12 protein-coding genes are annotated in these 13,247 nt (G+C 65.8%); 9 read left to right on the top strand and 3 right to left on the bottom strand.

Features of this window, described 5'->3' with window-relative positions:
• The first annotated feature begins 125 nt into the window (after window positions 1-125).
• The 5 genes from LXN01_RS11020 (at window position 126) to LXN01_RS11040 (ending at window position 5,411) form a co-directional block, all read left to right on the top strand.
• Window positions 126-740, top strand: a complete 615-nt coding sequence (locus LXN01_RS11020) for a hotdog domain-containing protein (protein ID WP_236865080.1) — start codon at window positions 126-128, stop codon at window positions 738-740.
• 112 nt (window positions 741-852) lie between these two features.
• On the top strand, window positions 853-1,701 hold the full coding sequence (locus LXN01_RS11025; RefSeq protein ID WP_236865082.1) for a Zn-ribbon domain-containing OB-fold protein: 849 nt from the start codon (window positions 853-855) through the stop codon (window positions 1,699-1,701).
• Window positions 1,698-2,894 (top strand): thiolase C-terminal domain-containing protein, encoded by a 1,197-nt coding sequence (locus LXN01_RS11030; protein WP_236865084.1) that lies wholly within the window; start codon window positions 1,698-1,700, stop codon window positions 2,892-2,894. The genes LXN01_RS11025 and LXN01_RS11030 overlap by 4 nt, the downstream gene beginning before the upstream one ends.
• 81 nt (window positions 2,895-2,975) lie before the next feature.
• Window positions 2,976-4,205 (top strand): acyl-CoA dehydrogenase family protein, encoded by a 1,230-nt coding sequence (locus LXN01_RS11035; protein ID WP_236865086.1) that lies wholly within the window; start codon window positions 2,976-2,978, stop codon window positions 4,203-4,205.
• Window positions 4,206-5,411, top strand: coding sequence for an acyl-CoA dehydrogenase family protein (locus tag LXN01_RS11040; protein WP_236865088.1), 1,206 nt, complete (start codon window positions 4,206-4,208; stop codon window positions 5,409-5,411).
• 98 nt (window positions 5,412-5,509) lie between these two features.
• Here LXN01_RS11040 and LXN01_RS11045 read toward each other — a convergent pair whose 3' ends face one another.
• Both LXN01_RS11045 and LXN01_RS11050 read right to left on the bottom strand, forming a co-directional pair.
• Window positions 5,510-6,283 (bottom strand): enoyl-CoA hydratase, encoded by a 774-nt coding sequence (locus LXN01_RS11045; protein ID WP_236865090.1) that lies wholly within the window; start codon window positions 6,281-6,283, stop codon window positions 5,510-5,512.
• On the bottom strand, window positions 6,280-7,485 hold the full coding sequence (locus LXN01_RS11050) for a CaiB/BaiF CoA transferase family protein (RefSeq protein WP_236865099.1): 1,206 nt from the start codon (window positions 7,483-7,485) through the stop codon (window positions 6,280-6,282). Before LXN01_RS11050 ends, LXN01_RS11045 begins: the two co-directional genes overlap by 4 nt.
• Window positions 7,486-7,623: 138 nt before the next feature.
• Here LXN01_RS11050 and LXN01_RS11055 point away from each other — a divergent pair, with 138 nt between their 5' ends.
• The 4 genes from LXN01_RS11055 (at window position 7,624) to LXN01_RS11070 (ending at window position 11,654) form a co-directional block, all read left to right on the top strand.
• A complete protein-coding gene (locus tag LXN01_RS11055; RefSeq protein WP_236865101.1) occupies window positions 7,624-8,376 on the top strand; it encodes a GntR family transcriptional regulator in 753 nt (250 codons plus the stop codon).
• 46 nt (window positions 8,377-8,422) lie between these two features.
• Window positions 8,423-9,406, top strand: coding sequence for a tripartite tricarboxylate transporter substrate binding protein (locus LXN01_RS11060; protein ID WP_236865102.1), 984 nt, complete (start codon window positions 8,423-8,425; stop codon window positions 9,404-9,406).
• 92 nt (window positions 9,407-9,498) lie between these two features.
• Entirely contained in the window at window positions 9,499-10,113 is a 615-nt protein-coding gene (locus tag LXN01_RS11065) for a tripartite tricarboxylate transporter TctB family protein (protein ID WP_236865104.1), read from the top strand.
• A gap of 14 nt (window positions 10,114-10,127) precedes the next feature.
• Window positions 10,128-11,654 carry a tripartite tricarboxylate transporter permease gene (locus tag LXN01_RS11070; RefSeq protein WP_236865106.1) on the top strand — a complete coding sequence of 509 codons (1,527 nt, stop codon included), beginning with the start codon at window positions 10,128-10,130 and terminating at the stop codon, window positions 11,652-11,654.
• Window positions 11,655-11,676: 22 nt separating this feature from the next.
• Here the strand turns inward: LXN01_RS11070 and LXN01_RS11075 are convergent, their stop codons facing one another.
• Window positions 11,677-13,149: an MDR family MFS transporter gene (locus LXN01_RS11075; protein WP_236865108.1), complete on the bottom strand. Its 1,473-nt coding sequence runs from the start codon at window positions 13,147-13,149 to the stop codon at window positions 11,677-11,679.
• Between the last annotated feature and the right edge of the window lie 98 nt (window positions 13,150-13,247).

The following is a 13,247-nucleotide window of genomic DNA, read 5'->3' on the forward strand; positions in this document are numbered from 1 at the left end:
CCGACGCCGAAACCATCATCACCGACCGCCTCGCCGGAATGTTGACAGCTGGAGCAGTCGCCCGGGTGTGATGCCCTTTCGGCAGGTGTTCTGCCGTGCCGCGAATACTCTGCAAAGGAGCAGATGTGACCCAGGACCTCGATGTGACTCCCACGTGGAGCGACCCCTTCGTCGTGACGCACAGCGGAGACGGTGGCCCCTTCAGCACGATGATCGGTGCAATGCGCGGAGCACAGGAAGCGGTCACCCGCAGTCGACCGAGTCCGGAGGCGGCCCAACGCGTCACCGCTCTGCTGGCAGAAGTGCAGTCGGTGCTCGGCGATGGCGTCGAGGAGGACGAGCAGCTCGCCGGCCGCCTGTGGGAGGAAGCCGGTCGGGCACAGGCGCTGGCTCCGGCCCTGCATCTGGACGAGATCTCCGCGGACAGCGCGCGCGGGCGGGTGACCTTCGGTCGATTCCATGCCGGTCACGCAGCCGCCCACGGCGGCGTCATCCCGCTCGTCTTCGACGAAATCATGGGACGGCTGGCTCGGTCCCATCAGCGGCCTGTCGCCCGCACCGCGTACCTGTACACGGACTATCGGGCGAAAGTCCCGCTGGAGACCGAGATTGAAGTCCGGGCCCGGCTCGATTCCGTGAAGGGCAGGAAGGTGTTCCTGCGTTCCGAATTGGTGCTCGAAGGAACCGTGCTCACCGAATGCAGAGGACTCTGGGTGCAGCTGCGGCCGGGTGACTACTGAGAGAGCGGCGGGCGTCCGGCATCCTGGCGCACCGCCTCGACCGGGCAGACCGACTCAACGGCAGAACCGAGTGAACGGCAGACCGACCCAACGGCTCTGCGAAGGAGACCCGATGCACGACACCCAGGAGAGCGCACTGCTCGCGGAGGTCCGCGAGCGCGGCGAGCGGCACCTGCGGTCCGTGGCCGCCAGCGATCAGCAGGCGCTGATGTCCGATCTTGCACCTGATCGCTGGAAGCAGATCGTGACCTCCCTGAGGCTGCCCGCTCCGGTGACGGCCACCGAGGTCGTCGACGTCAGGATCGGCGACAGCGGTCTGCCGGAGACCGTGCTGCGCTATACCGGCGAGGACGGCGAAGTGCGGGACGTGCGGTCCCGCTGGAAACGTCACGAGGACGGTTCCCTGCGCATCATCGCTGCGCGGAACCTTCCGGTGCAGAGGCCGCTGCCGGTCGAATTCGCCGCGGCGGACTCGCTCGCCGCCGAGCACTTCGCCGGAATGAACCGCGGGCAGCTCATGATCCAGCGGTGTGCGTCCTGTCGCCGCTGGATCTGGGGACCGCGTCGGCTGTGCCCGTCGTGCCGGAGCTTCGACCTCCACTACGAGCAGGTGCCCGCCGAGGGGCGGATCTACAGCTGGACGAGGACTACTCAGCCGTTCCACCCCGGCGTGGCGGGCAACGTCCCCAACGTGATCGTGCTCGCCGAACTGCCGCACGCCGGCAACGTGCGGGTGCTGGGCCTGCTGATCGACGACGAGAGCCGGGACCCGGTGATCGGCGAGCAGGTCATCGCGCGCTATGAGGAAGTGGCACCCGGGCATCAGATGCTGCGCTGGCAGCTGACAGGACAGTCCACGAAGGCAGAACACCCGACGAAGGCAGAGCGGACAGAGCAGGCTGAGCAGATTCAGGAGACTCAGCAGGCAGGATTGTCGCGGGTCGAAGGTGGTGCAGAATGACGACAGCGCGTGAAGCACGCTTCCGAGGTGCCGCGGCCGTGGTCGGCGTCGGGGAGACCCAGCTCTACAGACGAGGCGACAGTCCGCGCTCATCCATGCAGCTGGCCGCGGAGGCCGTCATCAACGCCTGCCGTGACGCGGGGGTCGACCCGCGGCAGGTGGACGGGTTCGCCTCCTACGGCCACGACTCGAACGAGGGGCTCCTGCTCGGCGCGCACCTCGGCGTCGACGAGGTCCGCTGGTCCTCGATGGTGTGGGGCGGCGGCGGGGGAGGAGTCGGAGCTGCCATCAATGCAGCGGCAGCCGCCGTCGCGAGCGGACAGGCCGACTGCGTTGTGGTCTTCCGGAGCATCACTCAGCAGGATGACGGGCGCGGCTCGTACTATCGGGATCACATGGGCCCGCTGCTCACCTCGAACGCGGTCTTCTCGCCGGCGCAGATCTGCGGGCTGCGCTCGCAGCGCATGTTCGAGGTCGATCAGGTGCCGGTCGAGGCGATGGAGGCGATCACCCTCGCGAGCTACCATCACGCGCAGCGGAATCCCAAGGCGGTGGCCTTCGGCAAGCCGCTCGGTGCCGAGGAGTACAGGGGCTCCCGCGAGGTTTCCTCGCCGTTCCGGATCTTCGATTGCTCCCGCGAGAACGACGGTGCTGCGGCGCTGCTCGTGGTGCCGAGCGAGCACGTCGACCGGTACCGGGGAGCACCGGCCTACGTCCTCGGTGGGGTTCAGGGCAGCGGCCCGGACTGGTCGGAGTCGATCGAGAACGAGGCTGCGTACTCCAGCGCAGGCTTCCATCCCGCTCTCGTCGAACGGCTCTGGCTGTCCGCCGGCGTGACGCCGGCCGACGTCGATGTGGTTCAGGTGTACGAGAACTTCACCGGACCGTCGGTCGCATCGATGATCGACTTCGGACTGTGCCGAGCCGGACCGAATGCCACTGACGTCCTCAACTTCGAGAACCTCATCGTCGAGGGCGGGAGCCTGCCGATCAACACGGCAGGCGGCAACATCGCCGAGGGCTTCGTCCACGGCATCAACCTGGCCGTCGAGGCGGTGCGCCAGATCCGCGGGGGCTCGCCGAATCCGGTTGCCGAGGCGTCGGCCTCGCTGCTCATCGGTGGACCGATGGCCCCGTTGGTGAGTGCGACCGTCTTCGGCTCCTCACCCGACGGCGCCGCGAACCGCGGGTGATCACAGGTCGACAACCTGCAGGACGAGGAGGACGCGGGCAGCGAACCCCGAGCGGCCTCCCAGCAGAAAGAGAGAGAAGCCATGGATCTGCAGTACTCGCCGGCCGACGAGGAGTTCCGGGACGAGGTGAGGACCTTCCTCGAGGAGAACCTCACCCCCGAGCTCCGGCGTGCCGGCCGCTTGGCGACGAGCGTCTACCACGACCACGAGGCCAGCATGAAATGGCAGGAGATCCTCCGCCGGCGCGGTTGGGCCGCTCCAGGCTGGCCGGTCGAACACGGCGGATGCGGATGGACGGCCTCCCAGCACTACATCTTCAGCCGGGAATCGACCATCGCCGGGGCACCCGCCCTGTCGCCGATGGGAATCAAGATGGTCGCCCACGCGATCATCAAGTTCGGGACCGAGGAGCAGAAGGAGTACTTCCTGCCGCGGATCCTCACCGGTGAAGTGTTTTTCTGCCAGGGCTATTCCGAGCCGGAGTCGGGCTCCGACCTCGCATCGCTGGCCATGCAGGCCGTTGACGACGGCGATGATCTGGTGTGCACCGGCAGCAAGATCTGGACCACGCATGCCGGTGAGGCCAACTGGATGTTCGCGCTCGTGCGGACGACCAGGGGCCCGAAGAAGCAGCAGGGGATCACCTTCGTCCTCGTCGACATGAAGTCTCCCGGCATCGAGGTGCAGCCGCTCGTCATGACCTCCGGCGAGCAGATCCAGAACCAGGTCTTCTTCGACCAGGTCCGCATCCCCAAGAAGAACGTCATCGGCCAGATCGACGATGGCTGGACGGTGGCGAAGTACCTGCTCGAGTTCGAACGGGGAGGCAGCCCCGCCTCGGCGAAGCTGCAGGTGCAGCTCGATGAGATCGCGCAGGCGGCCGCGAACCGCCCGGGACCGAACGGACCGCTGCTCGACGATCCCCTGTTCGCGGTGAAGCTGGCGGATCTTCGCATCCGGTGCGATGTGCTCGAGGTGCTCGAGTATCGCAACCTCGCCCGGCTGTCGGAGGGCAAGAACCCGGGGACGGCATCTTCTCTGCTCAAGATCATCAACACCGAGCTGAGCCAGGACATCACCGTGCTCGCGCTGGAAGCCGCAGGACCGCAGGGCCTTGCCTACCAGCCGCACGCGACGATGCCCGGCGGGCCGGTGCACGACCACTCACCGCCTCAGGACGGTTACGTCAGCGGTGAAGCCTGGCAGGCCGTCGCACCGCTGCACTACTTCAACGATCGCGCCGGCACGATCTACGCGGGCAGCAATGAGATTCAACGGAACATCCTGGCGAAGGCAGAATTGGGGCTGTAGATGGACTTCACACTCTCTGCGGAGCAGAGCGAACTGCGCTCGACCGTGTCGAGCTTTCTCCGCAAACGCTATGAACTCGAACCCAGCCGCAGCGCGGCGCGCTCGTCCATCGGATGGCAGCCGGAGATCTGGCAGGCCTTCGCCGAGGAGATCGGCATCCTCGCCGCCACGCTGCCGGAGGAGGTCGGCGGCGACGGCGGCGGCGCTGTGGAGACGATGGTGATCGCCGAGGAGCTCGGCCGCGCGCTCGTCGTCGAACCATTCGTCAGCACTGTTGTGCTGGGGGCGGGTCTGCTCCGGCGAGCGGGAGGCTCGAAGGCACGAGCAGTGCTGGAGGGAATCGCCAGCGGGCGCGAGCGAGTGGCCCTGGCGATCGACGAGCCCGATTCCTACCCATCCGGCTACGAGGTGGCGACTTCTGCGACCCGTGCAGGTGACGAGTGGGTGCTGACGGGGACGAAGACCATGGTTGGCGATGCTCCGCTGGCCACCCGCCTGCTGGTCGTCGCCCGCACGTCCGGGGAGCGGAGAGACCCCGCAGGTCTGTCCCTCTTCCTGCTCGACTTCGACGCCTCGGACCTGCCGGCCGACGTCAAGGTGCACAGCTATCGCACGATCGACGACCGCTGGGCTGCCGACATCGAATTCCGGGACGTCCGCCTGCCCGCCGAGGCGCTCCTCGGCGAAGCCGACCACGCCGGGTCGCTGCTCGACCCCGCGATGGACGAGGCAACCGCCGCGGTGTGCGCCGAGGCAGTCGGTCTGATGCGGAAGGTCTTCGCCGACACCGTCGCCTATGCGAAGGAACGACGGCAGTTCGGACAGCCGATCGGCTCCTTCCAGGCGCTGCAGCACCGAATGGTGGATATGCACATCGAGCTCGAGCGGTCGGTGTCAGCCGCCTACCTCGCCACGCTTCGGCTCGGAGACGCTCCCGATCAGCGAGCCCGCGCAGTGTCAGCGGCGAAGGTCACCCTGAGCAGGGCCGCGAAGTTCATCGGCGAGAACGCGGTGCAGCTGCACGGCGGGATGGGGATGACCCAGGAGCTGGCCGTCGGTCACTTCTTCAAGCGCCTGACAGCCATCCAGGCGGAGTACGGAGACGCCGACTTCCATCGGGTGCGCTACGCACGACTCAGCGATCACCGGAGTCGGGCAGCCACCGGCGAGGCGGGAGTGCGCAGCGGCGCAGTCGCCGTCGGTTAATAGAACCGGCCCGCGATGTGTACGTGCTGAAGCGGGCGGTCTCGACCAATTGAAGGCGCCTCAGCGGCAGTCCGATCTGCTGCTGAGGCGCCGGGCGGTCAGGACCCGGTCCACTCCGGCTTGGTCTTGTTCGCGAAGGCGGCCACCGCGTTCGAGAAGTCCCGGCTGCCGTACACCTTGCGCACGATGTCGCTGTCGTCGACGTCTGCAGGCCGAGCAGCCGCCCGCAGCCTGCGCACTGTCTCCTTCGTGGCCCACATGGTCAAGGGCGCCTGCTGCCCGATCTGCTCGGCCAGCTGCGTGACGGTTCCGGTCACGTCGTCGGTGACCACACTCACGAATCCGGAACGGGACGCCTCCTCGGCATCCATCATGCGGGCAGTCAGCAGCAGATCAACGGTTCGCGGCTGTCCGATCAGGTCGATGAGCGCGGCGACGGTGTCAGCTGAAAGGCAGTTGCCGAGGGTCTTCGCGATCGGAACACCGAACTTGGAGCCGGGGCTGGCGATCCGGAGATCCGCCATCGTCGCGATGCCGAGCCCGCCGCCCACACAGAAGCCCTCAATGGCGGCGATCACGGGGACATCGACCGCCGCAACCTTGCCCAGGATCTCGGAGATGCTGTGTTCGTACTCGACGCCGCGGTCGCCGTCGAACTCTGAGAACTGCCGGATGTCGGTTCCCGCCACGAACGCCTTGCCGCCCGCGCCGCGGAGCACCATGACGCGGATGCCATCATCCTCGTTGGCGCGCTCGCACGCGTTCGCCAGCCCCTCGTACATCTCCCAGGTCATGGCATTCCGCTGCTGAGGGCGGTTGAAGGTCACCGTCAGAGTGTGGCCTTCCTGCTCAATCAGAATCTCGTCACTCATTGCTGTCCCTCCGCTGCGGTCGTGCCCGTCAATCGATCGAGAGCCTCTCCTGTGTACCCAAGGCTCGAGAACACCTCTTCGTTGCTTCCGCCGAGGAGCGGACCTGCTGCGCGCTGGACCGCAGGAGTTCGGGAGAACCGCATGGGCGAGCCGATCTGCTCCACCGTGCCCATGACCGGGTGCTCGCTGTCCCAGAAGAACTGTCGCTCGCTGAGGTGCTCGTCGGTGAAGACCTCGCCGTAGTCGAGAATGGGCGCACAGGGAACGCCCGCCTCATTCAGGATGCTCACGATCTCATCCGTGGTCAGCTCGCCCGTGCGCTGTTCGATCCGAGCGATCAACGGCTCCCGATTCTTCATCCGGTCGTACGAGGTGGAGTACAGAGGATCCTCGAGGAGCACTTCCAGGTCGAGGGCCCGGCAGAAGGACTCCCAGTTCCGCGGGGTGTTCGCGCCGATGGTGACGTAGCCGTCCTTGCTGACGACCGCTTGATAGGGAGCCTGGTTCTGATGGGCAGAACCGTTCGGGCCGCCGACCGAGCCGTCGGCGAAATAGGCTCCTGCCTCCCACACTGCATATGACACGCCGCTTTCGAGAAGGGACACGTCGATGAATTGGCCCTTCCCCGAAGTGTGTCGTTCGTTGAGCGCCGCCGTGACCGCCAAGGCCACATAGAGGGCGGTGGTGAGATCGCAGATCGGGACCCCGACCTTTGCCGGTGGCATGTCCGGGTAGCCGGTGATGCTCATCAGGCCGCTCCGAGCTTGGGCCATGATGTCGAGTCCGGGAAGCTTGGCGAGCGGGCCGTCCTGTCCCCAGCCCGAGGCGGATGCGTAGATCAGACCCGGGTTGTCGGTTTTCACGTCGTCGTACCCGAAGCCGAGTCGCTTGAGGGTGCCCGGGCGCAGGTTCTCAACAAGCACATCCGCGGTCGATGCCAGTCGGGTGAAGGCTTCCTTGCCGGCTTCCGACTTGAGGTCGAGCGTCACCGATTCCTTGTTGCGGTTGAGCCGAGCGAAGGGCGAGCTCTCCCCGTTGATGAAGGGGCCGGTGGACCGCGTCTGCTCGCCGCCGTCGGGATTCTCGATCTTGATGACCCGAGCGCCCAGGTCCGCGAGCTGCATCGTCGCGAACGGGCCTGCCATGAACACTCCGACTTCGAGAACGGTGACCCCGTCGAGGGGGCCGGGTGTCGCGTTCATTTCGTCTCCTTCTGTGTCGTGCGTCGGCATTGACTGCACTGTTGCGGCTCGATGTGAGGTGCGCTACATTCTGGATACTGTATACGAAGCGGGCTGAAGCCGACCAGAGGGTCTGGCGCAAGGGGAAGGAGGGGCCGCGTGGCGCAGCAACTGCGAAAGGACTCGGAGAAGATCGTCGCCGGCCCCAGCCTCGCTCAGTTGGCGAAGCAGCGGATCGAGAGCGCGATTCTCGCGGGGGATTTCTTTCCTGGCCAGCGATTGATCGAGGACCGGCTGTGCGAGGAGCTCGGGGTCTCCCGTCCTCCGATCAGGGAGGCGCTCAAAGAGCTCGAGCTGGCAGGTCTTGTCAGGCATATCCCGCGGCGAGGATCAATCGTCGCTCCGATGACTCAGCACGATGTGTATGAGATCGTGACTCTCCGCCACGAGCTCGAGCAGATGGCGCTCCGTCTCGCCCTCCCTTCTCCTGACCCGGAACGACTTGCACGCTGTGAAGCCGCTCTCGGCGTGATGGAGGGGATCGCCTCCACAGGGGACGAGGCGGGAATGGCGCGAGCGGGCTTCGAGTTCCACATCGCCATTGCGGGTCTCGCGGGTCACCAGCGGCTGGAGAACACCTATCGTGCGATGGCCATGCAGCTGCAGCTGTGCATGGCCATGAACAACAAGGCCCGCCGCGAGCTGGAGGATCTGCACGGCAACCTCGCTCGGCACCAGGAGTTGTTCGACGTCGTGTCGAGAGGGGACTACGAGGAGGCGATGGCCGCCGTCGAAGGACACGGGCATTACACCTTCCTCGTCGCAGCCGTCGACCAGCTCGATGGCGCAAGTCCGGAGTCCCGACAATGGCTGGAGCACATTCGCAACAAGGCCGCAGACCCAACTGATTGATGAGCGGCACTGCTGCTCAGTTCACCGGTATCAAAGGAGATACACCATGGAAATCCAGAAGAAGGCGAGGGTCCTGACCGCCGCTGCGACTCTGATAGCCGCAGGTGTCGCGCTCTCCGGCTGTGGAAATGGCGGCGGGGAGTCCGGCGGGGGTGGCGAGTTCAACCCCCAGGGCAACGTCACGATGATCGTTCCCTTCGCCGCCGGAGGCGGCAGCGACATTGCAGGGCGGTCCACGGCCGCCGGTCTCGAAGAGGTGACCGGCAGGACGATTTCAGTCGAGAACATCGAGGGCGGCTCCGGCGCGGTCGGGTACTCGAACTTCATGGGCAGGCAGGGCGACCCGAACTACCTGCTCGCCACGGAGACCTCCCTCGTCACGCTGCCCCTCACGCAGGACGTCGAGTACACGTATGAGGATTTCACTCCGATCATGAAGCTCGGCGAGGACTACACGCTGATCGTCGCTCAGGCCGACTCGGAGCTCGAGACCTGCACCGATCTCACCGACCAAGGTTCCGAGGGAGGTGCAAAGGTCGCGATCGCAGGAGTGGGAGGCCTGGACGACATGACATTCTCCCTCATGGAGGAAGCGACAGGATCCACCCTGGATCGCGTGCCGTTCGAGTCCGGCGCCGAGCTCATCACGGCGCTGCTCGGTGGGGAGGTGGATGCGATCTCGCTGAATCCGGGTGAGGTTGCCGGGCAGCTGGAATCCGGCGATCTCAAGGCACTCTGTGCCGCTTCCGAGGAGCGCTACGAGTACGAGATGCTCGCCGACATCCCCACTGCCAAGGAGCAGGGCTTGGACGTCGCGCTGGCGCAGTTCCGCGGGTTCATCGCGCCGGGCGGAATCAGCGAGGAAGCACGAGATTACTGGATCGAGATGGGACAGCAGTACGCGGAGACGGAGGCGTACCAGACCTATATCGAGGACAACATGCTGCAGGCCAACACGGCGTTCGGCGACGACTTCGTGAGCTACCTGGCCGAGAACCAGAAGCTGGTGGAGCCCCTCCTCACCGAGTGATCTCCAGGAGGCGGCGCTGGCAGCAGCGCCGCCTCCCGCAACCCCCTGGGCAGGCCCAGGCTTCCCGCCAACCGATCGACAGAGGTCAGAGTATGTACGACGAGACACGTGCCGAGAACGGTTCGGAGGCCTCGAACGCCACCTCGAAGTCCCGCCCCGCCGTTGCTGATGTGGTCGGCACCAGCGTCCTGGGCCTGGTCGGGCTCTTTGCCGCAGTCATGGGTCTGCGCTATGGCGTGACCGCCGAGGGCGGGCAGGTGGGCCCCGGGTTCCTCCCGCTGGTGACAGGTGGGTTCGTGGTCCTTGCCTCCCTGGCGGAGCTCGTCCGGATGTTCTTCTTCGAGACGACCACCTATGAGGGCTCCTTCATGCAGGTCGTGGAGGAGGTCGAGGAAGAGGCGCGCGAAGCCGTTGCCGAGGCCGGCGAGCACAATCCGGAGCTCGACACCTTCGGACGCACATCCGGCGAGCGTCGAAGGGCCATCCTCCTCATCTTCGGGATTCTGTTCGCAGCAGTAGTGCTGATCCCCGTGATCGGTCTGCTGCTGGCGCTGACCTTGATGGTGATGTCGATCCTGATCTTCGTTGAGCGGAAATCGATCGTCGTCGCGCTTGTTGTCGCGGCTGCTGCCTTCGCCGTCATCTACGTGATCTTCGTACTGGGTCTCAGAGTTCCGGTCCCCACCGGGATGCTGGGGCTCGTCTAGCTGAGGAGTACCTTGTGATTGACAACCTGATCCTCGGCTTCGAGACGGCGGTGACGCCGGAGAACCTGCTGTGGTGCTTCATCGGAGTCGTGCTGGGAACGGTGATCGGGATGCTCCCGGGGCTGGGTTCTGCCACCGGTGTGGCGATTCTCCTGCCCGTGACGCTGACCCTGGAGCCGGTGTCTGCACTCATCATGCTGGCCGGCATCTACTACGGAAGCCAGTACGGCGCCTCGACCAGCTCTATCCTCATCTCAACACCTGGTGACTCCTCCAGTGTCGTCCTGACCCTCGACGGTTATCAGATGGCGAGGAAGGGCAGGGCAGGAGCGGCTCTGGCGATCGCCGCCCTGTCGTCCTTCTTGGCGGCGATCCTGTCCTTGATCGGATTGATGGCGCTTGCTCAGCCGATCGCAGATCTCGCGCTGAACTTCGGCCCGCCGGAGAACTTGGCGATCATACTCTTCGGCTTGGCAACGATCGTCTCCTTCGCCGGCGAGAACGTCCTCCGAGGCATCACCATGGCCGCCGTCGGTCTCCTGGTCTCGATGGTCGGCGTCGCGGCAGGGTTTACGACCGCCCGCTTCACCTTCGGAAGCGTGAACCTTCTGAGTGGTCTGGATTTCATCGCGATCATGATCGGGCTGTTCGCCATCGGTGAGGTCCTGCACCAGATCCACCGAGGCGGCGAGGCCCCGATCCGGGCAGGTTTCAAGGATCTGCTGGTCACCAGGACCGAACTTCGACGTTCAGTGGCCCCGGCGCTTCGCGGCACGGGACTCGGGTTCGGCATTGGGGTGCTGCCCGGTGCCGGAGCGACGCTTGCAAGCTTCATGTCCTACGGCCTGGAGAAGCAGGTCAGCAAGAACAAGGCAGAGATCGGCACGGGTGCTGTCGAGGGGGTTGCGGCTCCCGAGGCGGCCAACAATGCGGCGGCGAACGCCAGCTTTGTACCCACCCTTGCCCTCGGAATCCCCGGGAGCGGCACCACTGCAGTGCTGCTCGGTGCGTTCATCCTCTTCGGCCTGCAACCGGGCCCACTGCTGTTCGAGCAGCAACCCGACCTCGTCTGGGGACTGCTGGTGTCCTTCTTCTTCGGCAACCTGCTGCTTCTGATACTGAACCTGCCCCTGGCGCCGGTTTTCGCCCAGATTCTGCGTCTGCCGTACAGCTATCTCTACCCGCTCGTGCTGTTCCTGAGCTTGGTGGGTGCCTTCGCGCTGTCGAACAATACCTTCACCATCTGGGTGGTGCTGGTGTCCGGTCTGCTCGGGTACTTCATGAAACGGTTCGACTTCCCGGCGGCTCCGTTCGTGCTGGGGTTGGTGCTGGGCCCGCTTCTCGAGCGCAGTCTGGTCCAGACGTCTGCACTCGGCCAGGGAAATCTGTTCATTGTGTTCGAGCGCCCGTTGTCCGCCGTGCTCATGATCCTGGCACTGCTCGCTCTGGCCGCTCCAGTCATCTCGTGGGTGTTCCGGAAGCTTCGGGCACAGCGAAAGCACGGGCGTGCTGCATCGCCGGCAGTGAAGAATATGAGTTGAGCCCGACCCCCTGAGCAGCCGCCTACTCGACTGCAGCCGTAACCGGCGACTCGGTCTGCCTCGTGCCGCGGACGAAGAACGCTCCGACCACGGTGATCAGCGAGATCACCGCTCCGCACAGCAGCGCATTGTGCACGCCATTCATCTGACCGGTGACCGCGCTCGCCCTCCCGCCTGCACCAGCGTCCATGCTCGCCTGGATGGACACCGCCATCACCGTGATGAACAGCGCGGTGCCGGCCGCGGCCGCGACCTGCTGCAGGGTGGACAGCATGGCCGAACCGTGCGAGTACAGTCGCGGCGGAAGCGAACCCAGCGCTGACGTCATGAGGGGTGCGAACAGCATCGACAGGCCGATGCTCAGCGCGATGTGCCAGGCCATGAGCGTCACCAGCCCTGTCTGGGCGTCGAAGGTGGTCATGCCCCACAGCCCCGCCGAGGCGATGATGGCGCCGGGAATCACCAGCGGGCGCGCGCCCACCCGGTCGAACCTCCGCCCCACGAACCAGCCGAGGATTCCCATCACAAGTCCCCCGGGAAGCAGGGCGAGACCGGTCTCCAGCGTGGAATGGCCCAGCACCTGTTGCATGTAGATCGGCAGCAGGATGAGCGTGCCGAACAGGGCCATCATCGATATCAGCATCAGCACGAGGGCGACGGTGAAGGTCGGCACGGCGAACACGCGGACGTCCAGCAGCGCGAGGTCCCCCAGCCGCAGCTGCCGGAGGGTGAAGACCAGCAGCGCGGCGGCGCCGATGGTGATCGGGATCCAGGGCGCAACCAGTGCCGTGCCGGAGGCCGCCTCCCCGATGGACGACAGTCCGTAGATGGTTCCGGAGAAGCCGACCGCGGAGAGGACGACGGAGAGCACGTCCAGCGGAATCCGGCGCGGCTCGGTCGAGCTGCGGATCATCGTTGCCCCGACCACCAGGGCGAGCACCGCGATGGGCAGCACCAGCCAGAACATCCACCGCCACGTCAGGGCGTCGAGCACGACGCCGCCCACGGTGGGTCCGACCGCCGGGGCCACGGCGATCACGATCGAGATCACTCCCATGGTGCGACCCCGCCGATCGACCGGAACCACATTGAGCACCGTGGTGATCAGCAGCGGCATCATCATCGCGGTGCCGATCGCCTGGACGACCCGGCCGGCGATCAGCAGGGAGAATGCCGGTGCCAGCGACGCCGTCGCCGTTCCGACCGTGAAGGTCGACATGGCGATGATGAACACCGTGCGCAGCTCCACGGTGGCCAGCAGCCAGCCCGTGATCGGGATGACCACCGCCATGGTCAGCATGAACGCGGTCGTCAACCATTGCGCGGTGACCGCGCTGATGTCGAAGGCGACCATGAGCTCGGGCAGGGCGACCGACATGATGGTCTCATTGAGGATGACGACGAAGGCGGCCGCCACCAGCACGGCGATCAGTCGATAGGTTCCGGTCAGCGAGGACGAGTGAGAGCTGTTGTCGAGGTCAGCAGGGGATGACACGGAGGTCCTCTCGGAGGAGTGAAGGACGGTGAGTCCCGGTGTGAGCGAGCGCCACGGTTGTCAGCAGCGGCCACGCGGGACCGGAGAATCCTATGGCA

The organism is Brevibacterium daeguense (assembly GCF_021729135.1).
GTDB classification, from domain to species: Bacteria; Actinomycetota; Actinomycetes; order Actinomycetales; family Brevibacteriaceae; genus Brevibacterium; species Brevibacterium daeguense.

What these genes read in the sequence shown, in the direction of transcription:
- LXN01_RS11065 (WP_236865104.1), top strand. Translation starts at nt 9,499, where the DNA reads ATGTACGACGAGACACGTGCCGAGAACGGTTCGGAGGCCTCGAACGCC.
- LXN01_RS11060 (WP_236865102.1), top strand. Translation starts at nt 8,423, where the DNA reads ATGGAAATCCAGAAGAAGGCGAGGGTCCTGACCGCCGCTGCGACTCTG.
- LXN01_RS11045 (WP_236865090.1), bottom strand. Translation starts at nt 6,283, where the DNA reads ATGAGTGACGAGATTCTGATTGAGCAGGAAGGCCACACTCTGACGGTG.
- LXN01_RS11035 (WP_236865086.1), top strand. Translation starts at nt 2,976, where the DNA reads ATGGATCTGCAGTACTCGCCGGCCGACGAGGAGTTCCGGGACGAGGTG.
- LXN01_RS11050 (WP_236865099.1), bottom strand. Translation starts at nt 7,485, where the DNA reads ATGAACGCGACACCCGGCCCCCTCGACGGGGTCACCGTTCTCGAAGTC.
- LXN01_RS11025 (WP_236865082.1), top strand. Translation starts at nt 853, where the DNA reads ATGCACGACACCCAGGAGAGCGCACTGCTCGCGGAGGTCCGCGAGCGC.
- LXN01_RS11040 (WP_236865088.1), top strand. Translation starts at nt 4,206, where the DNA reads ATGGACTTCACACTCTCTGCGGAGCAGAGCGAACTGCGCTCGACCGTG.
- LXN01_RS11030 (WP_236865084.1), top strand. Translation starts at nt 1,698, where the DNA reads ATGACGACAGCGCGTGAAGCACGCTTCCGAGGTGCCGCGGCCGTGGTC.